At 41.4% G+C, this 23857-nt stretch carries 26 protein-coding genes; 21 read left to right on the forward strand and 5 right to left on the reverse strand.

All coding sequences use genetic code 11. From position 1 onward, the window contains the following. Positions 1 to 14: 14 nt before the first annotated feature. The 10 genes from NRI27_RS03230 to recO all read left to right on the forward strand — a co-directional run bounded on the left by NRI27_RS03230 (position 15) and on the right by recO (position 8036). Complete coding sequence (locus NRI27_RS03230) at positions 15 to 500, forward strand: hypothetical protein (RefSeq protein WP_371389509.1); 486 nt, start codon at positions 15 to 17, stop codon at positions 498 to 500. Positions 501 to 547: 47 nt separating this feature from the next. Continuing rightward, positions 548 to 805, forward strand: coding sequence for a hypothetical protein (locus NRI27_RS03235; protein WP_371389510.1), 258 nt, complete (start codon positions 548 to 550; stop codon positions 803 to 805). Continuing rightward, positions 780 to 1886 carry a sporulation protein YqfD gene (locus NRI27_RS03240; protein ID WP_371389511.1) on the forward strand — a complete coding sequence of 369 codons (1107 nt, stop codon included), beginning with the start codon at positions 780 to 782 and terminating at the stop codon, positions 1884 to 1886. Before NRI27_RS03235 ends, NRI27_RS03240 begins: the two co-directional genes overlap by 26 nt. 5 nt (positions 1887 to 1891) lie before the next feature. Further along, on the forward strand, positions 1892 to 2848 hold the full coding sequence (locus NRI27_RS03245) for a PhoH family protein (RefSeq protein ID WP_371389512.1): 957 nt from the start codon (positions 1892 to 1894) through the stop codon (positions 2846 to 2848). Between the two features lie 67 nt (positions 2849 to 2915). Further along, positions 2916 to 5042 carry an HD family phosphohydrolase gene (locus tag NRI27_RS03250; protein WP_371389513.1) on the forward strand — a complete coding sequence of 709 codons (2127 nt, stop codon included), beginning with the start codon at positions 2916 to 2918 and terminating at the stop codon, positions 5040 to 5042. A 20-nt stretch (positions 5043 to 5062) separates the two neighbouring features. Further along, a complete protein-coding gene (ybeY, locus tag NRI27_RS03255; protein WP_371389514.1) occupies positions 5063 to 5533 on the forward strand; it encodes an rRNA maturation RNase YbeY in 471 nt (156 codons plus the stop codon). 7 nt (positions 5534 to 5540) lie between these two features. Then, positions 5541 to 5891, forward strand: a complete 351-nt coding sequence (locus tag NRI27_RS03260; RefSeq protein WP_317942180.1) for a diacylglycerol kinase family protein — start codon at positions 5541 to 5543, stop codon at positions 5889 to 5891. 22 nt (positions 5892 to 5913) lie between these two features. Next, entirely contained in the window at positions 5914 to 6327 is a 414-nt protein-coding gene (locus NRI27_RS03265) for a cytidine deaminase (protein WP_371389515.1), read from the forward strand. Next, positions 6308 to 7222, forward strand: coding sequence for a GTPase Era (gene era, locus NRI27_RS03270; protein WP_317942178.1), 915 nt, complete (start codon positions 6308 to 6310; stop codon positions 7220 to 7222). The genes NRI27_RS03265 and era overlap by 20 nt, the downstream gene beginning before the upstream one ends. A 28-nt stretch (positions 7223 to 7250) precedes the next feature. Beyond that, positions 7251 to 8036, forward strand: a complete 786-nt coding sequence (gene recO / locus NRI27_RS03275) for a DNA repair protein RecO (RefSeq protein ID WP_317942177.1) — start codon at positions 7251 to 7253, stop codon at positions 8034 to 8036. A 32-nt stretch (positions 8037 to 8068) separates the two neighbouring features. Here recO and NRI27_RS03280 read toward each other — a convergent pair whose 3' ends face one another. Continuing rightward, on the reverse strand, positions 8069 to 9448 hold the full coding sequence (locus NRI27_RS03280; protein ID WP_371389516.1) for a glycine--tRNA ligase: 1380 nt from the start codon (positions 9446 to 9448) through the stop codon (positions 8069 to 8071). A 330-nt stretch (positions 9449 to 9778) separates the two neighbouring features. Further along, positions 9779 to 10093 (reverse strand): hypothetical protein, encoded by a 315-nt coding sequence (locus tag NRI27_RS03285; protein ID WP_371389517.1) that lies wholly within the window; start codon positions 10091 to 10093, stop codon positions 9779 to 9781. 328 nt (positions 10094 to 10421) lie between these two features. On the opposite strand from NRI27_RS03285, the gene ccpN reads away from it, so the two are divergent. From ccpN to NRI27_RS03330, 9 genes are all read left to right on the forward strand, one after another. Further along, on the forward strand, positions 10422 to 11102 hold the full coding sequence (gene ccpN, locus NRI27_RS03290; RefSeq protein WP_317942175.1) for a transcriptional regulator CcpN: 681 nt from the start codon (positions 10422 to 10424) through the stop codon (positions 11100 to 11102). Between the two features lie 36 nt (positions 11103 to 11138). After that, positions 11139 to 11954 (forward strand): pyruvate, water dikinase regulatory protein, encoded by an 816-nt coding sequence (locus NRI27_RS03295; protein ID WP_371389518.1) that lies wholly within the window; start codon positions 11139 to 11141, stop codon positions 11952 to 11954. Between the two features lie 202 nt (positions 11955 to 12156). Further along, positions 12157 to 13971: a DNA primase gene (dnaG, locus tag NRI27_RS03300; RefSeq protein WP_371389519.1), complete on the forward strand. Its 1815-nt coding sequence runs from the start codon at positions 12157 to 12159 to the stop codon at positions 13969 to 13971. Between the two features lie 35 nt (positions 13972 to 14006). Next, a complete protein-coding gene (gene rpoD, locus NRI27_RS03305) occupies positions 14007 to 15179 on the forward strand; it encodes an RNA polymerase sigma factor RpoD (RefSeq protein WP_371389520.1) in 1173 nt (390 codons plus the stop codon). An 80-nt stretch (positions 15180 to 15259) separates the two neighbouring features. After that, complete coding sequence (locus NRI27_RS03310) at positions 15260 to 15811, forward strand: hypothetical protein (protein ID WP_317942172.1); 552 nt, start codon at positions 15260 to 15262, stop codon at positions 15809 to 15811. A 99-nt stretch (positions 15812 to 15910) separates the two neighbouring features. After that, positions 15911 to 17050 carry an acyl-CoA dehydrogenase family protein gene (locus tag NRI27_RS03315; protein ID WP_371389521.1) on the forward strand — a complete coding sequence of 380 codons (1140 nt, stop codon included), beginning with the start codon at positions 15911 to 15913 and terminating at the stop codon, positions 17048 to 17050. Between the two features lie 138 nt (positions 17051 to 17188). After that, positions 17189 to 17569, forward strand: a complete 381-nt coding sequence (gene cccA, locus NRI27_RS03320) for a cytochrome c550 (protein ID WP_371389522.1) — start codon at positions 17189 to 17191, stop codon at positions 17567 to 17569. A 114-nt stretch (positions 17570 to 17683) separates the two neighbouring features. Then, positions 17684 to 18382 (forward strand): tRNA (adenine(22)-N(1))-methyltransferase, encoded by a 699-nt coding sequence (locus tag NRI27_RS03325; protein WP_371389523.1) that lies wholly within the window; start codon positions 17684 to 17686, stop codon positions 18380 to 18382. Continuing rightward, positions 18379 to 19500: a Nif3-like dinuclear metal center hexameric protein gene (locus NRI27_RS03330; protein WP_371389524.1), complete on the forward strand. Its 1122-nt coding sequence runs from the start codon at positions 18379 to 18381 to the stop codon at positions 19498 to 19500. The genes NRI27_RS03325 and NRI27_RS03330 overlap by 4 nt, the downstream gene beginning before the upstream one ends. A 119-nt stretch (positions 19501 to 19619) precedes the next feature. Here the strand turns inward: NRI27_RS03330 and NRI27_RS03335 are convergent, their stop codons facing one another. Together NRI27_RS03335 and vrrA are read right to left on the reverse strand one after the other, a co-directional pair. Next, positions 19620 to 20600 carry a 4-hydroxy-3-methylbut-2-enyl diphosphate reductase gene (locus NRI27_RS03335; protein ID WP_371389525.1) on the reverse strand — a complete coding sequence of 327 codons (981 nt, stop codon included), beginning with the start codon at positions 20598 to 20600 and terminating at the stop codon, positions 19620 to 19622. 67 nt (positions 20601 to 20667) lie between these two features. After that, the gene (vrrA, locus tag NRI27_RS03340; protein ID WP_317942166.1) at positions 20668 to 21108 is read right to left on the reverse strand and encodes a VrrA/YqfQ family protein; all 441 of its coding nucleotides are present in this window, start codon (positions 21106 to 21108) and stop codon (positions 20668 to 20670) included. A 111-nt stretch (positions 21109 to 21219) separates the two neighbouring features. Between vrrA and NRI27_RS03345 the strand changes: the two genes are divergently transcribed. Together NRI27_RS03345 and NRI27_RS03350 are read left to right on the forward strand one after the other, a co-directional pair. Next, entirely contained in the window at positions 21220 to 22521 is a 1302-nt protein-coding gene (locus NRI27_RS03345) for a DEAD/DEAH box helicase (RefSeq protein ID WP_371389526.1), read from the forward strand. Further along, the gene (locus NRI27_RS03350) at positions 22511 to 23416 is read left to right on the forward strand and encodes a deoxyribonuclease IV (protein ID WP_371389527.1); all 906 of its coding nucleotides are present in this window, start codon (positions 22511 to 22513) and stop codon (positions 23414 to 23416) included. The genes NRI27_RS03345 and NRI27_RS03350 overlap by 11 nt, the downstream gene beginning before the upstream one ends. A gap of 65 nt (positions 23417 to 23481) precedes the next feature. On the opposite strand, the gene NRI27_RS03355 is transcribed toward NRI27_RS03350, so the two are convergent. Beyond that, positions 23482 to 23730 carry a hypothetical protein gene (locus NRI27_RS03355; protein ID WP_371389528.1) on the reverse strand — a complete coding sequence of 83 codons (249 nt, stop codon included), beginning with the start codon at positions 23728 to 23730 and terminating at the stop codon, positions 23482 to 23484. Positions 23731 to 23857 lie beyond the last annotated feature (127 nt).

Genomic DNA, 23857 nt, shown 5'->3' on the forward strand with positions numbered 1-23857 from the left:
AAGGGGATGCACGGATGGAATCATTAATTATTTTTGTGGTCATTACGATTCTTGGTATGCTCTTTAAAGGGAAGCAACCTGAGAAGAACGAGAAACCAGCGCCACGGCAACCTTCTTCACAACCGAACAGACCGGATACGATGCGTAAACTGAAAGACCTTTCACAAGAGATGGTCAAAGAGTTGCAAAGGGAGTTTCAGACAGAAGTGGATGAACCGCCAAGTCGACAAACACCTCCCATCCGTCAGGAGACACCGGCTGCTCCTAAGCCAGTCATTCCTAAGCCTGTGAAAAGTGAACAGATGTTGCCGAAGGAACGACCCGTTTTTGACCGGAATGTACCACGGGAAAGTTCTCGAGGAAGGTTATCCGCACATCAAGGAAAACATGTGTGGAATGAACAATTTAAACAACCTGACATGATTCCTAAGGACGAGCAAGACCTTATTAAAGGAATCATCTTCTCTGAAATTTTAGGACCACCAAAAGCAAAACAATAATCATCTACCCCCTATCCAAATCATAGGCTTGGATAGGGGGTTTTATCTTGAAAAAATTATTTAAAATGAACTCATCTGTCACAATTGATGAATTTGTAACAATCCGAATTACAGGGCCGTATTCACTTCTAAAACTTGGACCTGATTACGCAGCTATCCGAAGTGGTAATCATGTAATTGAAGCAACCGGTGAAGACCTTATTGTAGAAACGTTATCTGAAGAAGTAGCTGTCCTATCGTTTGAACTGATTACATCAATGTCTGTAAAAGAATTGAAAGATGGACAGGATGCTTATGATTCATAATCGGTATAACATCACAATGACAGGTAAAGTACATCCGTCGAGATTCTTGAGCTTTCTAGCTTCCTCTGGTGTTAAAGTGATTGGCTTAACAGAATCGGGTTCTGTCATCCATTTCCACACCGATAAAAAAGGAGTTGCTTTCATCCGAAAACACCGTAGGAACTATCGGGTGAAAGTGGAAATTAGACGCAATGAGGAGCGTTCGCTTGAAAGAAGGTTGTTTACAGCGTACCGGTTCCTCATTGCATGTGTCATACCCTTAGTCGCATCACTGTTTTTATGGGACATTACGATTGAATCTGAAGTGCCTGAAGTGAATGAACGCATTGTTAAGCAATTGGAGAAGGTCTCTATTAAAAAATATCGGCCGCTCTCCAAACTGCCTGACGAAGGAGAGATAAGAAGAGTGCTCATGCAAAATGACCCTTCTCTTTCATGGGTGCGTTTTACAAGATCGGGTAGTACAATGACGATTACACCGATGCTCTCACCGAAACTGAATGATCCCGTCAAAGACGATGGACCTCCTGCTGATCTTGTTGCACGGACGAGTGGTGTCATCACTGGCTTTCAATTAAGTAGAGGTGAAAGAGTGGCACGACTTCACCAAACGGTTGAAAAAGGAGACATTCTAGCGACAGGCATTTTAGAACAAGGCGGTAAAAAGACTGTAGTTGGTGCTGCAGGGAAGGTTTATGCAGATTATTGGTCCAAGTATACATTTACCATACCGAAGAAAATCGATTATGCATTGTTAGGAGAAGAGAATATTCGTTTGATATGGCAATCTCCTATCACTTGGAATTCAGGCAATGATTTTCCTTCTTTTCGTTCGTTTCTTGAAACCGAATGGCAAAGGAATGATCGCAAGGGACAGTTTGAATTGGCTGAAGGGATGGAGGAAACGGTTATCATTCCGTTAATAAAATACAAAATCATGACAGAATCATCTTCAGAATTAATTATAAAGGATGAAAACATTTTACACCTGACGTTCCAAGATGATACAGTTAGAGGGACCATATTATTTTTAATGAATGAAAATATAGCGACAAAAAGACCCATACCCCAAGGAGACTGAAACTATTGAGCGAACAACAAATTCAACTTCATATTGAAGAGCCGAATGAGGCGGTAATGCTTCTTGGTATTTCCGATCAAAACATGAAATTGATTGAAGAAGCGTTACAAGTTTCAATTATTACACGAGGCGATACAATTTCTCTAGTTGGTGACGAGCAGGCAATTGTATCGGGAAAATATTTATTAGAACAACTATTGAAAGTGATCCGTAAAGGAATCAATATAAACTTGCGTGATATTTCCACTGCGTTAGAAATGGTGAAAAACGAAACGATTGAATACTTTGCTGAACTCTATGATGAGGAAGTTGCAAGAACTGCTAAAGGAAAAGCAATTCGGGCTAAGACAATCGGACAGCGTGAATATATCCATGCGATTCGAAACAAGGATCTCGTCTTCTGTATCGGACCCGCAGGAACAGGAAAGACCTATTTGGCAGTTGTACTTGCTGTGCAAGCAATGAAGACGGGATCAGTGAAACGAATTATTCTAACAAGACCAGCTGTGGAAGCAGGGGAAAGCTTAGGGTTTCTTCCAGGTGACTTGAAAGAGAAAGTAGACCCGTATTTACGCCCTTTGTATGATGCGTTACATGACGTTCTAGGAGCAGAACATACAGAACGACTCATGGAGAGGGGGACAATTGAAATCGCGCCTCTCGCCTATATGAGAGGGCGTACGCTCGATGATGCATTCGTCATTCTTGATGAAGCACAAAACACAACGAAAGCGCAAATGAAAATGTTTCTGACACGATTAGGATTTGGTTCCAAAATGGTCATTACGGGTGATAAGACGCAAATCGATTTGCCGCGTGGTGTAGAATCAGGTTTGAACGCTTCAGAATCCATACTGAAAAAAGTATCGGAAATCCATTTTCAGTATTTAGAGCAAGGTGATGTAGTCCGCCATCCAATTGTCGCGAAAATCATTGAAGCGTATGAAAACGAGCAGTCATAAAACTGACTGCTTTTTCATCATTTTATGCTACGTTAGGAAGTTCTAGAGAATAGGTGGGGTTATCATTGTGTTTAAGACAGCTAAAAAATTGTTTACGTCATTAAAATTCAACTACTTTTCCCTGTTTATCATTAGTCTCGTAGCCATTGGGCTTTTTTCATTCATGTACGACAGTGTGAAACAAGAGACGTATGAGCTCCATGAATTCAAAATTTCTCCTAAAACAATCCGCTCCTTGAAAACCATTGAGGATACTGTAAAAACCGAGCAAGAAAAACGCAGGATTGAAAACGAAGTGACGCCTTTTTATCAATTTGACGAGGAAGTCTCCAAAACGCGACAAGCGATTGCAGCAAATCTCTTCGATTTCATCATTGAAGAGAAAAAAGCAAATATCCCGGATCCTGAAAATCCTGATAAGCTTGTTAAATCTCGTTCCGAACAAATTGAAGAAGTGCGAAACAAATTTAAAAAGCTTGAAAAAGAGGAACCCGGACTACGGCTTACGGACGAAGCGATTGCGAGTCTATTAACTGCTGAAGTGTCAGATTTAACGAAAATGAAGCAGGAGATTGTTTCGATTATAGGGGAAGAGTTGTCCAAACCTGTCAGGTCTGAAGATCTTTCTGCAGTCAGATATGAAGTGGAGAGAAAACTTCGATCATCCGAAGCCGTTCCACCAGCTGAATTACAAACAATGATTACACTTGGTAGATCGCTTGTCGTTGAAACAGAAACAATCAATAAGGAATTGACCGACAAACGCATTGAAGAAGAGAAAAATGCTGTTGAGCCTACCCGTATTCTCCAAGGACAAGTCATTGTGAGGGAAGGTCAATTCATCGACTCTGAAATTTACCGTCAATTGGAATTGACTGGACTATTAACGAATCAATCCTCCTACAAACCGATGATCGGTCTTATTTTGTATGTTTTGTTCGTCTCGGCAATTATTTATTTGCATTTTGCAACATGGCGAACAGATAATTATCAAAAAAAGAAATCATTATTAATCGCTATCGCAGTATTTTTTATTCTTGTCATTATTATGAAACTATTAAGTTTGATTGACAAAGAATTTGATGTGCAAGTTGCTTTTTTATTCCCTACAGCACTAGCTCCATTGCTTGTAAAGCTATTATTAAATGAACGGCTAGCATATATGATGACGATTGTAACGGCTGCGACTGCTGGTATTATGTTGTTAGAAGGCTTTTCAGCAATTATGCAGATGGAAATTGCCTTATACATCCTCTTTGGTGGAGTTATTAGTATTTATTTGTTAGGGAACAATGGGCGAAGATCAAACATTTTACGGACGAGCCTTATCGTTTCTGTCTCTAATATTCTATTTGTAGCTTTTTATTTACAAATGACACAATCGACGTATAATCTTTCGGAACTATCATTCTATTTAATTGCTGCTTTTGCTTCTGGTATTTTGTCTGGTGCATTGACGATTGGGCTTATGCCATTTTTTGAATCGTTTTTTGGGATTCTATCGGATATGCGGTTAATAGAATTGTCGAACCCGAATCACCCGCTCCTTAAAAAAGTCCTTACAGAAACGCCTGGAACCTACCACCACAGTGTCATGGTTGCGAATCTAGCGGATGCGGCTTGTGAATCGGTTGGTGCAAATGGATTACTGGCACGTGTCGGAAGCTATTATCATGACATTGGTAAAACTGTACGTCCGAATTTCTTTATAGAAAACCAGCATGGTAATTTAAATCCGCATGATGAATTGCCACCAGAAAAAAGCCGTGATATTATTATTGCCCATGCGACTGATGGGGCGGAGCTATTAACGAAACATAAAATGCCGCGTGAAATCATCGATATTGCACGTCAGCACCATGGAACAAGTTTTTTAAAATTCTTTTTTGTAAAGGCGAAGGAGTTAGGGCAAGATGTCATAGAGGACGACTTCCGTTATCCTGGCCCTAAACCGCAGACGAAGGAAATTGCGATTATTTCCATTGCGGATAGTGTGGAAGCGGCTGTCCGAACGATTAAAGAACCGACACCTGACAAGATTGCAAAACTGGTGAATTCGATTATTACGAGCAAGTTGAACGATGGTCAATTTGACGAGTGTGAATTATCGATGAAGGAATTGCGAAAGGTCGAACGCGTTATTTGTGAGACGTTAAACGGCTTTTACCACAGTCGGATCGAGTACCCTGAATAATGAGGAAAGAGGGAGTTGTAATGCTCGCGATCTATTTTGAAGATGAAACGGCTAAAGTAACGGAAGATAGTATGAAGCTTGTGCAACAAGTGTTAGAACATGCTGCGGAAATGGAAAACTTAACAGGCAATCTTGAAGTGTCCGTTACATTCATGAATGATAAAGAAATTCAAGCCATCAACGCCGAATATCGAGGAAAGGACAAACCTACCGATGTCATTTCGTTTGCTTTGGAAGAAATGACAGAAGGAGAAGTCCCCATCGTTCAAACGGATGATATGCCTGTGTTGCTTGGAGATATCGTCATTTCCATTGAGACTGCAAAACGACAAGCAAGTGAATATGGGCATGATGAAAGAAGAGAGATTGGATTCCTTGCACTCCATGGCTTCTTGCATCTGCTTGGGTACGATCACTTGACGGAGCAGGACGAGGAAAAAATGTTTGGAAGACAACGAGAAATTCTTTCATCACTTGGCCTGGAAAGGTAAGAATTGTATGGTTCGTTTTTTTAAATCTTTTTACTATGCAATAAATGGTGTGTTGCATGGTTTTCGTTTTGAAAGAAATATGCAGTTTCATCTGCTAGCCGCAATCATTGTCTGTCTAGCTGGTGCTCTTACAGGCTTATCGACAACTGAATGGATGATTATCATCTTGCTGATTGGTGGTATGATGGCTTTGGAGCTCATGAATACCGCTATTGAAAGAACAGTTGATTTGGTGACAAAGGATATCCATCCTTTAGCAAAACAGGCGAAAGACGTGGCGGCAGGTGCTGTGTTGCTGTTTGCAATTGCAAGTGCCGTCATCGGTTTAATTATTTTCATCCCAAAATGGTTCGGATAAAAACTTTGGTAGAGGTGTAGTCATGGAAAAGCAAAATTTAATGAATGAAGCAAAAATGGCACGGGAGAAAGCGTATGTCCCGTATTCGAAATTCCCTGTTGGCGCAGCACTGATAGATACAGATGGAAACGTCTATCATGGTTGCAACATCGAAAATTCAGCGTACAGTATGACAAATTGTGCGGAACGAACCGCATTCTTTAAAGCGGTATCAGAAGGTGTCACGACATTCAAAGCACTCGCGGTCATCGGAGACACTGAAGGTCCAGTCTCGCCATGTGGTGCATGCCGACAAGTCATTGCAGAGTTTTGCGAAGGCTCGATGCCGGTCTACTTGACGAACTTAAAAGGAGACGTCGAAGAGACGACAGTAGAGCAGTTATTGCCAGGTGCATTTTCCAAGGAGGATCTTCAGTATGCAGAAGGAAAGCAGTAAATTTACATCAGGATTCATTAGCATTATCGGTCGACCGAATGTCGGCAAATCGACGTTTTTAAATCGAGTTGTAGGACAAAAAATCGCTATTATGAGTGACAAACCACAAACAACTCGAAACAAAGTGCAAGGCGTTGTTACTACAGACAATTCACAAATGGTTTTTATCGATACACCGGGAATTCATAAACCGAAGCATAAGCTCGGTGATTTCATGGTGAAATCAGCACGTAACACGTTAAAAGAAGTGGACGTCATCATGTTTATGGTGAATGCGAATGAACCGATTGGTGGGGGAGACAAGTTCATCATCGACCTCTTGCAAAATACTGAGACACCAGTGTTTCTAGTCATCAATAAAATTGACTTAGTTCACCCGGATGATTTGCTGACAACGATTACGTCGTATACGAAAGAATACGATTTTGCAGAAATCGTCCCACTTTCCGCTCTAAATGGTAACAATGTTGAACGATTGATGGAAACATTAACAAAATATTTACCGGAAGGGCCAAAATACTATCCGGATGATCAAGTGACCGATCATCCTGAACGGTTCATCATTTCGGAATTGATTCGAGAAAAAGTGCTTCATTTAACACGTGAAGAGATTCCTCATTCCGTTGCGGTCGTCATTGAAAAAATTGCTCGGGATGAAGAACGGGACATGGTCGATGTGGCAGCTACAATTATTGTCGATCGTGATTCCCAAAAAGGGATTGTCATCGGTAAAAAAGGTGCACTGTTAAAGGAAATTGGAACGAAGGCACGTCGTGATATTGAAATGTTACTTGGTTCCAAAGTATTTCTGGAACTTTGGGTGAAAGTGCAAAAGGATTGGCGGAACAAACCGGGTCATCTTCGTGAATTCGGTTTCCGTGACGATGAGTATTGAGCAGTCAACTTGAAAAGGAGTGATGTCCTTGTTGAATAAATGGGAAGGCATCATTCTAAAGAGCATGCCATACGGTGAATCGAATAAAATCGTGACACTATACACACGGGAAGCAGGGAAGATGACCGCGATGGCGAGAGGTGCGAAAAAGCCTGCAAGCCGTTTAGCTGCTGTTACTCAAACGTTCACCCATGGCTTCTTTCTGCTTCACGCAGGACGAGGGATGGGGACGTTGGAACAAGGTGAGCCAGTCAATTCGATGCGTCATATTCGCGAAGATCTTGAAGCGACCGCTTATGCAAGCTTTGTTGTTGAATTGATTGACCGATTGACGGAAGACAAAGGGCAAGGACCGAATGTATTTGCGCTGTTACAAGACGCGTTACATGCAATGAATGAAGGGTATGACCCGGAAGCAATAGCGCTTTTCGTTGAATGGAAGATGCTTCCGGTGGCAGGTATCCATCCTGTTTTGCATCAATGTGCACATTGTAGAGCTACAGAAGGGGAATTCGCTTTTTCGTTTCAGATGATTGGTTTCTTGTGTCATCGCTGTTTCCAGATTGATCCCTATATTGTGCGTATTACACCAACGCAACTGCGTTTGATCAGGACATTTTTTACGGTTCCCATCCAGCAAGTTGGTTCGTTAACTTTAAAAAAAGCGACAAAACAATTCATGCGAAAAATTGTAAGGACGGTTTATGATGAACAGGTGGGTGTTCGCTTGAAATCGAGAGCGTTTCTCGACCAGTTGGAGCGTACGCCACAATTATTACCACAAAAAGAAAAACCGCAGGAAGACGGCGAATGACCTCTTCCTCGGTTTTTCTTTTTCTCAATTTATTAGAATGTAAGATGTTTTTCGATATAAGCTTTTACATCTGCGATTGGCATACGAACTTGCTCCATTGAATCACGGTGACGAACAGTCACTTGTCGATCTTCTTCAGAGTCGAAGTCATACGTAATACAGAATGGTGTACCGATTTCATCTTGACGACGGTAACGACGACCGATTGATTGTGAATCATCGTATTGGACTGGGAAGTGTTTACGAAGTTCTGCGTACACTTCATCTGCCCCTTCAGCAAGCTTTTTCGATAATGGTAGGACTGCTGCTTTAATTGGCGCAAGAGCAGGGTGGAAACGCATAACTGTACGTTTGTCATCGCCTTCAAGCTCTTCCTCGTCAAATGCATCACAAAGGAATGCGAGTGTAACGCGGTCCGCACCAACGGAAGGCTCGATGCAATACGGGACATATTTCTCATTCGTTACAGGGTCTTGGTAATGGAAGTCTTCACCAGAATGTTCCATATGGCGCGATAAGTCGAAATCTGTACGGTTTGCAATACCCCATAGCTCGCCCCAACCAAACGGGAATTTATATTCGATATCGACTGTCCCTTTTGAGTAGTGAGAAAGTTCTTCATCGCTATGTTCACGTAAGCGAATGTTTTCAACTGACAAACCAAGGTCCAATAGCCACTTCTCGGAGAAGTCTCTCCAAAATTCATACCATTTCATGTCTTCTCCTGGTTTGCAGAAGAATTCCAACTCCATTTGCTCGAATTCACGTGTACGGAAAGTGAAGTTTCCAGGTGTGATTTCATTTCTGAAGCTTTTACCGATTTGGGCAATCCCAAATGGCATTTTTTTACGCATTGAGCGTTGAACGTTTTTAAAGTTGACGAAAATTCCTTGAGCCGTTTCAGGACGTAAGTAAATTTCGTTTGCAGATGAATCCGTAACCCCTTGAGAGGTTTTGAACATTAAATTGAATTGACGGATACCTGTATAGTCCATCGCCCCACAACTCGGACAAACAATTTCGTGTTCACTGATTAACGCTTCCATTTTCTCAAATGGCATACCGTCCACGACTAATTCAATGCCTTTCGCGTCTAATGCATCTTCAATCAATTTATCTGCACGATGACGCGTTTTACACTTTTTGCAGTCAATCATCGGATCATTGAAATTACCGATATGTCCGGAAGCTGCCCAAACTTTTGGGTTCATTAAAATGGCAGCGTCAAGTCCTTCATTGTAAGGGGACTCTTGGACAAATTTTTGCCACCAAGCTTTTTTAATGTTGTTTTTTAAGGCAATTCCTAGCGGACCATAATCCCAAGTATTCGCCAAACCTCCGTAAATTTCAGAGCCAGGAAACACAAATCCACGCTGCTTCGATACATTCACAATTTGTTCCATTGTCATCATAACTAATCCCTCCAATTAAAATAAGCACCCATCCCCGGACATAAAGTCCGAGGACGAGTGCATAATGACCCGCGGTTCCACCTCGATTGGTTGCAATAACAACCCACTTGAATGCATGCTAGCTCAAGGTTGCCGTTTCATGTCGTTACGGGCTTTCACTATCCCCGTTCGCTACCAAGACATTACTTATAGACCTCTCATCGCCTATTGAATTCTGTACATAGTGTAGCATGGTTCTTGAATCTCTGCAATTTATTAAATTTGTATGTGTAAAGGATTGACGGATAGTTGTGAAGAAGTAAAAAAGATGAAAGTAACTGATTCCCCGCGTTACGTTTCTGTCGTCCTCCACCTATAAATGTTGTAAATGATTTGTATAACTGCGATAAGTATGAATGAAAGGATTAACCAGAATGTGGCCACTTCACTCAGGTCTGAAAAAAGAATGATGAAAGCAATTCCTGCAATGAATAAAGGAAGTGATGTAAAGCAACGGATTAACTTTCGTCTATAAGACAATTTAAAATAAATTAATTCAAATCCTTTATCAATCTTAGGTGTCCGCCGATAAAGGTAGGAAAGAAAAATGGTTATAAATAAGACACATATTCCACTCGTAATGAGGTGAGGAAGTATTGATTGCATAAAAACATGCTCCTTTCTAACGTTTTTCTTTCATTTCATCCTATTCAGACGTAAGGTGTTTTATAGTTTCATCTGTCTTCATTCTAGCATGAATTGTCTACTAAAAGCAGTGGCACTCTATTAGTACCATTCGATGAAAGACTAAAATGAATACAGATTGAACTTTGCTTGTTTTATTGGTTCAATTGTATTTAGTGATAAGGTGCATGTTGAAGCACATAAGTCGATTATCGTTCGTTTTATCACAGCTTGTATCTTATTCTTAAATCAGCCTCAATCATCCTAGCCAAGTGACAAAAGCCATTGGGTTAGGAAATCTGATAGCAAAATGCTATACTATTCAAGGATATATTATCGAACGATTAAGGCGGTGATTCACTTGGAATTGAATAAGCGCCAGACCGAAATCCTTGAAATTGTGAAAGTGGATGGTCCTATAACAGGTGAACAGATTGCTGAAAGATTAAGTTTAGCTAGAGCGACGATAAGACCTGATCTAGCAATTCTCACTATGGCGGGTTATTTAGATGCTAGGCCACGCGTAGGTTACTTCTATTCAGGGAAAAAACCGGCACCATCCATTGCAGATGGCATGATTGGTATGAAAGTTGGGGACTTCCAATCGATTCCGGTAGTTGTGAACGAAAATGTAACAGTTTATGATGCGATTTGTCAGATGTTCCTTGATGACGTAGGAACGCTGTTTGTTGTGGATAAATCCTCATTCTTAACAGGTGTTTTATCACGAAAAGATTTATTGCGAACAAGTCTTGGGAATACCGAGCTAGACAAAATACCGGTACATGTAATCATGACACGGATGCCGAACATCACGTATTGCAAAAAACAGGATTCCCTCATCCAAGTTGCAAAAAAGATGATGTTGCAACAAATTGATTCGCTACCAGTCGTTTCAGCGACAGAAGATGGGCTTGAAGTCGTCGGGAGGATTACGAAAACGAACATTACTGCTGCTTTTCTTTCACTTGCTGAAGAACATGATCTATAAAGTTGACCTCTGATAAAATGACAAAGGAGTGTTCCTATGACGAAATTGACATTGTTCATCGTTTCCGATTCAGTAGGGGAAACGGCCGACTTAGTAGCGAAGGCGGCAGCAAGCCAGTTCAGACATGACCTGGAAGCAGTTTCAATCAAACGGTTTTCGCATGTCGAAGATGAATCGCAACTCCGAGAGATTGCTTTTCTAGCCAAACGTCAGAATGCAATTCTCATTTATACACTTGTGAAAAGCTGCATGCGTGAAAAATTGAAAGAGGAGTGTCGGGCGAATGATTTGCAATGTGTCGATTTGCTAGGCCCTCTCCTCCTTGAAATCAGCAACTTGGTAAACGAGAAACCTTATGAAGAACCGGGGCTCGTTAGACAACTGGATGAAGATTATTTCAAGAAAATCGAAGCGATCGAATTTGCGGTCAAGTACGATGATGGCCGGGATCCTCGTGGTGTCCTTAAAGCGGATATTGTTTTAGTCGGTGTATCTAGAACGTCGAAGACACCGTTATCTCAATATTTGGCTCACAGAGGATTTAAAGTTGCAAATGTTCCCCTTGTTCCAGAAGTGGAGCCGCCAGAAGAGCTGTATCAAATTGATTCAGCTAAATGTTTCGGTCTAGTCATCTCACCAGGTGTATTAAATTCCATCCGCAAAGAGAGATTACTAGCTCTTGGTTTGAAAGATGATGCGAATTATGCACAAATCGAGCGGATTCAAGAGGAATTGCGGCATTTTGAAACTGTTGTTTCTAAAATTGGCTGTCAAGTGATTGATGTTTCAAATCGAGCAGTTGAAGAAACAGCGAATGTCATCCTCACCAAATTAGCTAGTCGATTCCTATGAATTAATAAGGAGAAGGACCGTCCGATAAAAAAGGGTTGGTTCTTCTATTTAGATTGTGTACAATAGTGAATTGTCGCCGTTCTATAATCTTCTAGATTACATACACGGTTTTTTTATAATGTCACGAAATTTTTTTGTCGAATAAGCAGGATTTATGAAAACTATCTAGAATTCAAGTATGTGAGAAGAAAATGGTGATAGAATGACTAAAATTCCAGAAGAGACAATTGAGGCAGTCAGGTCGAAAACGGATATTGTCGATTTGATCGGAGAGTACGTCCAATTGACAAAGCGAGGGAGAAATTGGTTTGGATTATGCCCATTCCATGGTGAAAGTACCCCTTCGTTTTCTGTGTCAGAGGATAAGCAATTGTTTCATTGCTTCGGTTGTGGAGCGAGTGGTAACGCTATTACATTTGTCATGGATATTGATAATAGCCCATTTACAGAGGCGGTCTCAAAATTGGCCGGACGCGCTGGTATCGAATTGGATATCTCTCTAACAGAAAGTGCAAGCCATTCGAAGTCTGGTGAGTTCCAACAGATGAGGGAAGCGCATGAACTTGCGGCTAATTTTTATAGTCATTTATTACTGAATACAGTGGAGGGTGAAAAAGCATTACAATATTTGGAACAAAGAGGATTTTCGCGTGAGCATATCGAAAAGTATGGTATAGGGTGGTCACTTGACGATCGGGAAGTGTTAAGTCAACTTCTCCAACGTAAGAAATATGATATGAAGGAGATGGAGCGTGCCGGTCTTTGCATCATGAAAAATGATGGTACAGGCTACTTTGACAGGTTTCGAGGACGTATTATGTTTCCGCTGCATGACGATAATGGCAATGTAGTCGGTTTTTCAGGTAGGACGTTATCGACGTCCAAAGACGAAGCGAAGTATTTAAATAGTCCAGAAACACCCATATTTGAAAAGAGCCGATTGCTTTATAATTTTCATAACGCACGTCTTAATGTTCGTAAAACGGGTAAAGTAATATTGTTCGAAGGTTTTATGGATACAATTGCAGCAGAAAGAGCTGGAATTATGAATAGTGTAGCAGTTATGGGTACATCCTTGTCTGACACACATATTACGAAATTAAAAAGAATTGCGAACCAAGTGATCATCTGTTGTGATGGTGACAACGCAGGTTGGGAAGCGGCTAAGCGATTTGCTAATCTTACTGCTCAAAAAGGACTAGACGCACAAATTGCGTTACTTCCTTCAAAGTTAGATCCCGACGAATACATTTCCACGTATGGTGGTGAATCATTCGTTGAGAAAGTGATCGGCAACCCACATACGTATATGTCGTTTATTCTGGCTTTTTACAAAAGGTCAAAAAACTTAACACATGAAAACGATGTGCTCCAATATATTCATGAAGTGCTAGAAGAGCTTGCCCAGAAAGTTTCCCCGATTGAACGAGATCTTATGATCCGTCAATTGTCTACGGAGACGGGTGTTTCTGCACAGGCACTTCAAGAGCAATTCATTAAAAAGGTTGGCGAGTTTGCAAAACAGGAAAAAGCTGAAGTGTTTACTGGACAAGCACCGCCTTCCTTACCGAAGATGCAAAACCGAAACCTGTCCAGTATCGAAAGGGCAGAGCGGTTACTCTTATGTCACTTGTTGAATGATGGCCAGTTGTTTGACAGGATACGTGAATCCCATTCACAAGTATTTGACGGTGATGACTATACGGCTATTTTCGTCAAGTTGGCAGGTTTTTATGAACAACATGGGACACCAGACTTCCACAGATTTGCAGAATCCTTGGAAGATCGAGGACTCCGTAAAACGGTCATGGAAGCGGCGATGCTGGAGAGAGATCCTGAATATGCCGAACAGGAAATCCATGACTGCATTCATCATCTTGAGAGACATCGAATTATCAAGCAAATCAATCAGATGATGCATGAATCAAAAGAAGCGGAAAAGATGAACGATTATACCCGGGCACTGGAGCTGGCCAGGGAAATCATACAGCTCCGGAAATCATTATCGGCGATGTAAGCCGTATTCCGGTGAATTAAGGAGGAACGGGTATTATGACTAAAAATGAGCAAGCTGGAGAGATGGAGAACGAGATGACATTAGAAGAAGTGAAAGCAAGTTTATTGGAAGCGGGTAAAAAAGCGGGAGAATTATCACAGGACGAAGTGGCGGAAAAGCTTTCCGTATTTGAAATGGAACCGGATCATTTTGAGGAATTTTTGGATCAACTTGAAGCAGCCGGCATCGAAATGGAAAGAAAAGAAGACGAAGAAGCAGGTAAAGATGAAGAGCAATTTGATTTGAATGATTTAAGTGTTCCCCCAGGTGTGAAAATTAATGACCCTGTCCGGATGTATTTGAAAGAAATCGGACGTGTCGACTTGTTGACAGGTGATCAAGAAGTGAAGTTGGCGATTGCTATTAAAGATGGCGTAGCCGCTGAAGAGAAACTTGCAGAAATGCAAACTCCTGATCCGGAATTACTGGAAATTGTTGATAAAGGGGAGCACGCAAAAAAACGTCTTGCTGAAGCGAACCTTCGTCTTGTCGTCAGCATTGCGAAAAGATATGTTGGTCGTGGCATGCTCTTCTTGGATTTAATTCAAGAAGGAAATATGGGGCTTATTAAGGCGGTCGAAAAGTTCGATCATACGAAAGGCTTTAAATTCAGTACGTATGCGACTTGGTGGATTCGTCAAGCCATTACGCGAGCGATTGCGGACCAAGCCCGTACAATCCGTATCCCTGTGCATATGGTGGAGACCATCAATAAACTGATTCGTGTTCAACGTCAATTGTTACAAGACCTAGGTCGTGAACCTTCTCCAGAAGAAATCGGAGAAGAGATGGACTTGACTGCTGAAAAGGTCCGTGAAATCTTGAAAATTGCTCAAGAACCTGTTTCACTTGAAACACCAATTGGGGAAGAGGATGATTCTCATCTAGGAGACTTCATTGAAGACTCCGAAGCGCAATCCCCATCGGACCACGCTGCATATGAATTGTTAAAAGAGCAGCTTGAAGATGTATTAGATACATTGACAGACCGTGAGGAAAATGTGTTACGTCTTCGTTTCGGTTTAGATGATGGTAGAACAAGAACACTTGAAGAAGTAGGTAAAGTGTTTGGTGTCACACGTGAACGAATTCGTCAAATTGAAGCAAAAGCACTTCGTAAGTTAAGACATCCTTCAAGAAGCAAACGTCTAAAAGATTTCTTAGAGTAAAACTGGGCATCGGCATACTGACTATGCCGATGTTTTCTTCATTATTCGTGCAGTTATCATGAGTAGGAGCGAGTGAAAACATGAATGCTCAACGGAAAAAGATCATCATGGCTGAAATCCATTATTGGAAACAAAACAAGTTATTACCTGAACACTATTGTGACTTTTTGCTTACGTTGTATACACAAGGGGAAGAACAAGTAGTCGATGTCAATGATGCGATTCTCGTGAAAGAAAAAAAGAGTGAGACGGCAAGTTTGCTAGGGATTGTTTTTTTTGTAAGTCTCATAGGTGCAAGCTTGTTCTTTCTAAATACGATTCCACTCGTTACGATAAGCGTAGCCATTTTATCGACGATTGTATTGCTTATGGTGGCAAAGAGGCTATTTCAACATCAATCTATCAATCGATCAATTGTATACATATTATCCGCTTTATTGGTATTAGGCGTTTCGGTGAAAATTTGGTTATTGTTTTTTGAGGGGCAAAACGTCTTGTTAATCATTTTGTTAAGTTTAAATTGTGTGCTTTGGCTTCTAGCAGGAAAATTTTTTAGATTAGTCTATTTTACACTTTCGGGCACTGTTGGATTAGCATTCATTGTCGGATTTTATGTTATGAAACTACTGTAAATAGGCAAGTGTTCCGGTCGTTCGAAAGAATGATTGTGAATCACTTGCAATTTTCGGTATAATAGAAATGTAAGCGTTAACAAATAGGGGGTCTGTACGATGAATTTCGATTTGACAGATGAACAGCTCATGATTAAAAAGATGATGAGGGAGTTTTCAGACGAAGTAGTTGCTCCGGGGGCCATCGAACGGGATAAAACGAAACATTTTCCTGTCGATATTTTTAAAGAGTTGTCTAAAATGGGGATGATGGGACTTCCGTTTCCTGAAAAATATGGGGGAGGCGGTGCGGATACAACAAGTTTCGCAATTGTCACAGAAGAATTGAGTAGAGCCTGTGCTTCAACTGGCATTACGTATTCTGCGCATATATCTTTAGGTGGTGCGCCTCTTCACTTGTTTGGCACGGAAGAACAGAAACAGGAGTACTTGGCGCCAATTTGTAAAGGTGAATCATTTGGAGCTTTTGGATTGACTGAACCGAATGCTGGGTCTGATGCGGGGGGGACACAGACGACTGCTAAAGAAGATGGCGATGATTTCGTCATTAATGGCTCAAAAGTCTATATTACAAACGCGAGTTACGCCAAACATTTAGCAATTACTGCGATCACTGACAACACCAACGGTAAAAAAGAAATCAGTGCCATTATTGTACCGACGGATGCAGAAGGTTTCACGGTTATTGATAACTATGAAAAAATGGGCTTGAATGCATCCAATACAACTGAATTAGTGTTAGACAATGTACGTGTACCGAAAAAGAACTTATTAGGTACACGGGGTCATGGATTTAGACAATTCCTCGTTACATTAGATGGCGGCAGGATTGGAATAGGCGCTATGGCTGTAGGAATTGCTCAAGCTGCTTATGAACGTGCGCTCCGCTACTCGAAGGAACGGAAACAATTTGGAAAGACGTTGTCGGAATTCCAAGTGACGCAATTTAAACTTGCAGATATGGCGATGAAAATCGAATTGGCTCGAAATATGGTCTATAAAGCGGCTTGGTTAAAAGATCAAGGCCGCCCATTCACGAAAGAAGCAGCGATGTGTAAGCTGTATGCTTCCGAAATTGCAATGGAAGTCGCAGACGAAGCCATTCAAATACATGGTGGCTATGGGTATATGAAGGAATATGAAGTGGAACGCTATATGCGTGACGCCAAATTATTAGAGATTGGTGAAGGAACGTCAGAAGTGCAACGTATGGTAATTGCTCGACAAATTGGTTGTTAAGGAAAAAGTTTGTCCAAATTGTCACAAACAATTAAATGTACAGTGATAACTCTTTCAGTTTTTCTCACTATACAGTACAATGTTAGATGTGCACTGTATACTTTTACAGAATAAATCCTGAAAAAGGAGGGTAATTCGATGAAAAACAATCCTGTTGTACCTTATATCCTAATTTTCGCACTAGGATTGGGCCTAATTTTCTTCATGTCCCTTTATGGTATCGAGCAGAAAGAAGAGATCGCTGGAGCAGATGAAGAAGGCAAAACTGAAGAAACGAACGATGATGCAGCAGCTTCTGAAGATTTTGATCCTGAAACCTTCGTACAAGGACAATGTATCAGCTGTCACGGTAACGATTTAGCTGGTGGTTTTGGTCCTAGCCTAGTCGGACTGTCAGATTCCAAAGAAGACATTCATGCAATCATTAAAAACGGTGAAGGTAGTATGCCGGCGTTTGGAGATAAAATCTCGGACGAGCAAATCGACCAATTGGCTGAGTATATCCTAACACTTAAATAAGCCTATGTAAGAGCTAGCAGGACTGGAATTCCATTCAGTCCCGCTAGCTTTTTCATTTCTGGCATTACACAGCTATATGCCTTACAATAAGAGCATTGGAAAGGTGGGGATCATTTGAATTCCGAAAAGTTATCAAATCGATTGATGGTAGTTGCATCATTCGTCGAATCGGGAGCGATTGTCGCAGATATTGGAAGCGATCACGCATATTTGCCATGTTTTTTGGTGAATGCCTGCAAAATCAATAAAGCAATAGCGGGTGAAGTTGTAAAAGGTCCCTATGAATCCGCTGTGAAAAATGTGAAGAAAAACGGTTTGGACAATGCAATTACCGTTCGTCTAGCAAATGGTTTGCATGTAATTCAAGAGGCGGACGCTGTTGACACAGTGACGATTGCTGGTATGGGTGGTCCTTTAATCGCTTCGATTTTAGAGGAAGGCTCTTCCCAATTGCAAACGGTCTCCCGAATTATTGCACAACCAAATATTCATGCGTTGGCGATTCGTCAATGGGCAATAAAAAACAACTGGCAGCTTGTTGATGAGGAAATTATTAAGGAAGATCATAAAATCTATGAAGTGCTTGTCCTTGAACGAGGTGAGGCTTCCTATAATGAGGCAGAAATGCTTGTAGGGCCATTTCTAGCGAAAAAAAGATCATCTGTCTTTTTGGAAAAATGGGAACGGGAACTAGTGGAGTGGCAACGAATCGTTCAAGAATTACAACAAGCTGGAGAAAGCTCCAACATTTTAATGAAAAAGCGCGAACTACAAACTAAAATTGACTTGGTGAGGAGTGTACTGTCACGATGAAAAAAGTGAATGGGCATGAAATCATTTCTCTCTTTGAGCAATGGTCGCCAAAACGGTATGCAGAAGACTGGGATCCTGTTGGTTTACATATTGGACAGTTAAACAGAACTGTTCAGAAAGTATTAGTAACGTTAGATGTCAATGAAGCAGTCGTTGATGAAGCGATCGAACAAGGGGCAAATCTTATCATTGCACACCATCCACCAATTTTTCAGCCGCTAAAGCATATTTGGACAGACACACCCCAAGGTCGATTAATCGAAAAATGTATAAAAAACGATCTATCTGTTTATGCAGCACATACAAATTTGGATGTTGCACCTGGTGGGGTCAATGATTTGTTGGCGCATAAGCTCCAATTACGCCAGTTAGAGGTGATGAAGCCGACCGTATCAGATCCCTTGTACAAATTAGCCGTTTTTTGTCCAGCGGATTATGCGGATGATTTGCGGGAAGCGTTGGGGAATGCCGGTGCGGGCGCATTAGGAGATTATGCTGGTTGCAGCTTCAGTTCGACAGGTATAGGTCGATTTACACCGATCACCGGTGCAGATCCATTCATTGGGAAAGTTGGTAAAAGTGAAAGTGTTCCGGAAGAACGAATTGAAGTCATACTTCCTGGACCAATAAGAAACAAAGTATTACAAGCAATGCTAGCTGCACATCCTTACGAAGAACCTGCCTACGACTTCTTCGTGCTCGATCAACGAACAGAGCAACTAGGTTTAGGCAGGGTCGGTGTATTGGAGGAAACAATGAGCCTTAAAGAGTTCGGGAGCTATGTGAAAAGTGTACTAGATGTTCCAGCGATCCGGCTTGTTGGTGATCCAGACAAACAAGTGAGGAAAGTGGCCGTATTAGGGGGCAGTGGAAGTAAATATATTCGAGCTGCTAAAAGGAAAGGCGCGGATGTTTTCGTATCGGGTGATATCGATTTTCACAGCGCACAAGATGCCGAATTAATGGACTTAGGAATTATCGATCCAGGCCACCACGTAGAAAAAGTAATGATTGAAGGTGTCGCAAAGAGAATGCAAAAGGAATGCACTGATAAAGAATTTGACGTTACGTTCATCCAATCAGCCATCGATACTGAACCTTTTACATTCCTTCAGTAAATCTTTCTAAACTGATGAACTCGTTTCATTGGAACGATATGGAATGACATGACGTTGTTACGTAATCATAAAAACGAGCTGTCCCGTCGGTATTTCACCGTAGGGACAGCTCTTCTGTATCATTCATTTGATACATAAGGTTCAATTCGTTTGACAGGTTCAGGATTTTTGATTTTTGGTAAAATCCGATTCAAAGTGAATTTTCTTTCTGGAATATGTGTCGCTGGATCTGCCGGGTCAAATTGTTCAAGGAAATTAATCACTTCACGCACGATGAGTGTCGGTGTAGAAGCCCCAGCAGTGACAGAAACAGTTTCTACTCCTTCTAACCAGGCAATATCAATCTCGGAGACATCCGAAATTCGATAGGATGGTGTATTCGCAATTTCAACAGAAACTTGTGTTAACCGGTTCGAGTTATTACTCTTCGGATCGCCAACTACGATGAGCAGATCTGATGCTCCTGCTTGTTCAGCAACGGCTTCTTGTCGAACTTGCGTGGCGAGACAGATCTCTTTGTGCACTTCAATGTGTGGGAATTTCTCTTTTAACGCATCCATGATGTGCTCAACATCCCATTGACTCATCGTTGTTTGATTCGTAACGAGGAGTTTCTCATTGTGGAGATTTAGTTGCTCAACGTCTTCCATCGTCTCAATGAGATGGACTGCGTGTGGTGCAACACCAATCGCGCCTTCAGGTTCAGGATGGAGTTTTTTTCCGATATAAATGATATGATAACCTTCTGCGGTTTTTTCTCTAATCAGATCATGTGTAACCGTTACGTCAGGGCACGTCGCATCGATAGAAACGAGTCCTTTTCGCCGAGCGAGTTCACGGACTTCAGGTGAGACGCCATGTGCCGTGAAAATAACAGTACCTGTCTCCACTTTTTCAAGAATTTCTAATCGGTTTGGACCATCGAGTGTAATGATTCCATCTTCTTCAAAAGCGTCTGTTACATGTTTATTATGAACAATCATGCCTAGTATATAAATAGGTCTCGGCAACGTTTTGTCGAGTGCCGCATTTCTTGCAATGACCATTGCATCGACAACCCCGTAACAATAGCCGCGCGGGGAAATCTTCATTACTTTCATTTATTCCACACTCCTCAACAGGGATCTGTCTCCATTATAGCGGAGTTGAGGAACTGATTCAAAGTTATTAATTAGGTGGCTGAAAAATGCGAGGGCCCGAACCGCCTGCCAGATTACTTAATGCAGATCCTGCCGCTGATGCACTGCTTGGCGTCCCACTAGCTGGTGTAGCGCCTGCGTTCGGTAATGACTGGAAGCCTTTGTACAATCGCCACATTGCCGGCAAGTTTTGAACCATTGGCGCCATTTGTTGGACGAGAGGTGCGAATTGTTGGGCAGTGTTTAAGAACTGATTGGCCGTTTGCATGTACATTTCCATTTTGTTTGTATTCTTTTGACCGGCATTTTGTGAAGGCGGGCCAAACTGGTTTCCAGTTGGAGCCCCATAGAATTGTCTTTGCGGCATGTCGTAATTTTGGATAGGCTGTGGTCCGTACGGAATGGTTTGCCTCATCGCAACGGGAGGAGACTGATTTGAAGCAAATGGATAAAAAGATTCGTATCTCATAGGTAACCCCTTTCTATTCGTCATTGTGATCTTTCACAATATATACTATGCCAAAATCGCATACGACGGAACGGAATCATGATACAATAAGAAAACGTTAGGAGGCATACAATGTCTAAATTTACAGATTATCAATTTAAACCGTTTTTACGTGAAGCAATTGAACAATTAGGTTTCACATCCCCTACACCGATACAAAAAGAAATGATTCCATTGATCCTAAAAGGCACGAATGCAATTGGACAAGCCCATACCGGAACAGGAAAATCTCACAGTTTTCTCATACCAATCGTAGAACGGCTGGATGAACAGAAAGATGAATTACAGGCGGTTATCACTGCACCTACAAGAGAACTGGCAATGCAGTTATTTGAGGAATTGAATAAGATGATTGCTAAGACTGCTATTAAAAGTTCGCTTTTGATTGGTGGCACGGATAAGCAACGTGCAATGGATAAGTTAAAGTCAAATCCGCATATTATTGTCGGTACACCAGGACGTATCCGTGATATGGCTGAAAATAAAGCATTAGCGATTCATACGGCTTCCATTCTTGTCATCGATGAAGCAGACCTAGCTTTTGACATGGGATTCATCGAAGATATCGATCAATTTGCTTCGAAAATGCCGACTGATTTAGAAATGTATGTGTTTTCTGCGACGATTCCAGAAAAACTAAAACCTTTCCTCTCAAAATATATGGAAAGCCCAGTGCATGTACAAATAGGCGATAAAAAACCTTTAACAGAAGGAATGCACTACTCACTCGTTCCCGTGAGAAGTATGGATCGAAAAAAGAAACTGTTGCATATCGTTCAGTCGATTAATCCCTATTTGGCGATTATATTTACGAACACAAAACAAAACGCTGATCAACTTGCCGATTATTTGGCCGATCAAGGCATTAAGGCAGGTAGAATTCACGGTGATTTATCACCTCGTGAACGGACACGGATGATGAAACAAGTCCGTGATCTCGACTATCAATTTATTGTGGCGACTGACCTTGCTGCTCGTGGAATCGATATCCCGGGCGTCAGCCATGTCATTAACTACGAATTACCCGATGACTTGGAATTTTTCATTCACCGCGTAGGGCGTACTGCACGTGCAGGATTGGAAGGCAATGCCATCACACTTTATGAGCCATCCGAGGATGATAAAATCGTTCAAATTGAAAAACTCGGCATACCGTTTGTGCATGAAGATGTCAAAAACGGCGAGTGGTTTGAAGTGAAAGAACGCAATGCTCGTAAAAAGCGTGTCAAAGAAACAGACGAATTGGACCGTAAAGCTGCATCTTATGTACGTAAACCTGACAAAGTAAAGCCGGGCTATAAAAAGAAAATGACAAAAGAGATGGAGAAATTTAAGAAGAGGGAAAGGAGATTGAAACGGAAAAATGGGAAATGATCAACCGCTACTGTTAGGATCACATGTTTCAATGAGTGGCAAAAAAATGTTGCTTGGTTCAAGTGAAGAGGCACTCGGTTATGGGGCATCCACATTTATGATTTATACGGGTGCTCCGCAAAATACAAGAAGAAAACCAATTGATGAACTGAATATTGATGCAGGCTTGCGTCATATGCAGGAAAATGGCATGGCCAATATCGTCGTGCATGCTCCTTACATTATCAATATTGGCAATACGACGAAACCCGAAACTTTCCGATTGGGTGTGGATTTCTTACAAGAAGAAATTAGACGAACAGCTGCACTTGGCGCAGATCAAATCGTCCTTCACCCAGGTGCACATGTCGGAGCGGGTGCTGATGCAGGTATTGTTAAAATTATCGAAGGGTTAAACGAAGTGCTGTCGGAAGATGCAAACGTTCGAATTGCTTTGGAGACGATGGCAGGTAAGGGCAGCGAATGTGGTAGAAGCTTCGATGAGATTGCAAAAATTATCGATGGTGTAACGCATAACGAACGCTTGTCTGTCTGTTTTGACACGTGCCACGTCCATGATGCTGGCTATGATATTGTCAATGACTTCGAAGGTGTACTTGCACAATTTGATGAGATAGTTGGTAAAGATCGTATTTCGGTCATCCATGTCAACGACAGTAAAAATGAACGTGGTGCCATGAAAGACCGACATGAAAATATAGGACATGGGTATATCGGTTTTGAACCGTTATCGTATATTGTCCATCATCCAGATTTCAAGCACATACCGAAGATCCTGGAAACACCATTTGTCGGTACGGATGCAAAAAACAAACGTGCTCCATATGAACAGGAAATCGCTATGCTCAAAGCGAAAAAGTTCCAACCGGAATTACGGGAACTTCTACTCGTTTAATGTTTATGGATTGACACCTCACTCGTTCCGTGAGGTGTCAATCCAATTTACATTCGACTAGTAGTTCAAATCCTGTCTAAATATTGCCTGAACAATTCCTCGCCTTTTTTATCTCCGACAGCAGCCTTCACTTTTGAGATGAAGCTCTCCGGAACGCCAGTAAACAACCAATGAAAAGAAATTTCGTCTAGCAATGGCCGTAAAGCTTGTATTTCTCTGATCGATAAATCAATACCATATCGATCTGCTAACTGTTTTGCCTCTGCATCACTTTTCATTTTAATTTCATTTACAAATTGCAAATAGTCCAACATCCATCATTCCTTCTCAAATATTTGTATACATAAGAAACTTCGTTTATACTTTTACAAGTAATAGTAATCGTTCCTGTTTACTAGCAAGCTGTTACGTGATTCGAGCGAATTGCGTTAAATGAGGAGT

The sequence above is a fragment of the Sporosarcina sp. OR05 genome (assembly GCF_041414805.1).
Lineage (GTDB): Bacteria > Bacillota > Bacilli > Bacillales_A > Planococcaceae > Sporosarcina > Sporosarcina saromensis.

Bases quoted from the DNA above. Each gene is read 5' to 3' on its own strand.
- NRI27_RS03335 (WP_371389525.1), bottom strand. From the start codon at position 20,600: ATGAAAGTAATGAAGATTTCCCCGCGCGGCTATTGTTACGGGGTTGTC.
- NRI27_RS03345 (WP_371389526.1), top strand. From the start codon at position 21,220: ATGTCTAAATTTACAGATTATCAATTTAAACCGTTTTTACGTGAAGCA.
- NRI27_RS03330 (WP_371389524.1), top strand. From the start codon at position 18,379: ATGAAAAAAGTGAATGGGCATGAAATCATTTCTCTCTTTGAGCAATGG.
- vrrA (WP_317942166.1), bottom strand. From the start codon at position 21,108: ATGAGATACGAATCTTTTTATCCATTTGCTTCAAATCAGTCTCCTCCC.
- NRI27_RS03265 (WP_371389515.1), top strand. From the start codon at position 5,914: ATGGAAAAGCAAAATTTAATGAATGAAGCAAAAATGGCACGGGAGAAA.
- NRI27_RS03260 (WP_317942180.1), top strand. From the start codon at position 5,541: ATGGTTCGTTTTTTTAAATCTTTTTACTATGCAATAAATGGTGTGTTG.
- NRI27_RS03230 (WP_371389509.1), top strand. From the start codon at position 15: ATGGAATCATTAATTATTTTTGTGGTCATTACGATTCTTGGTATGCTC.
- NRI27_RS03240 (WP_371389511.1), top strand. From the start codon at position 780: ATGGACAGGATGCTTATGATTCATAATCGGTATAACATCACAATGACA.
- ybeY (WP_371389514.1), top strand. From the start codon at position 5,063: ATGCTCGCGATCTATTTTGAAGATGAAACGGCTAAAGTAACGGAAGAT.
- NRI27_RS03355 (WP_371389528.1), bottom strand. From the start codon at position 23,730: ATGTTGGACTATTTGCAATTTGTAAATGAAATTAAAATGAAAAGTGAT.
- rpoD (WP_371389520.1), top strand. From the start codon at position 14,007: ATGACTAAAAATGAGCAAGCTGGAGAGATGGAGAACGAGATGACATTA.
- ccpN (WP_317942175.1), top strand. From the start codon at position 10,422: ATGCTATACTATTCAAGGATATATTATCGAACGATTAAGGCGGTGATT.
- NRI27_RS03315 (WP_371389521.1), top strand. From the start codon at position 15,911: ATGAATTTCGATTTGACAGATGAACAGCTCATGATTAAAAAGATGATG.
- NRI27_RS03285 (WP_371389517.1), bottom strand. From the start codon at position 10,093: ATGCAATCAATACTTCCTCACCTCATTACGAGTGGAATATGTGTCTTA.
- NRI27_RS03295 (WP_371389518.1), top strand. From the start codon at position 11,139: ATGACGAAATTGACATTGTTCATCGTTTCCGATTCAGTAGGGGAAACG.
- NRI27_RS03280 (WP_371389516.1), bottom strand. From the start codon at position 9,448: ATGATGACAATGGAACAAATTGTGAATGTATCGAAGCAGCGTGGATTT.
- NRI27_RS03350 (WP_371389527.1), top strand. From the start codon at position 22,511: ATGGGAAATGATCAACCGCTACTGTTAGGATCACATGTTTCAATGAGT.
- dnaG (WP_371389519.1), top strand. From the start codon at position 12,157: ATGACTAAAATTCCAGAAGAGACAATTGAGGCAGTCAGGTCGAAAACG.
- era (WP_317942178.1), top strand. From the start codon at position 6,308: ATGCAGAAGGAAAGCAGTAAATTTACATCAGGATTCATTAGCATTATC.
- cccA (WP_371389522.1), top strand. From the start codon at position 17,189: ATGAAAAACAATCCTGTTGTACCTTATATCCTAATTTTCGCACTAGGA.
- NRI27_RS03310 (WP_317942172.1), top strand. From the start codon at position 15,260: ATGAATGCTCAACGGAAAAAGATCATCATGGCTGAAATCCATTATTGG.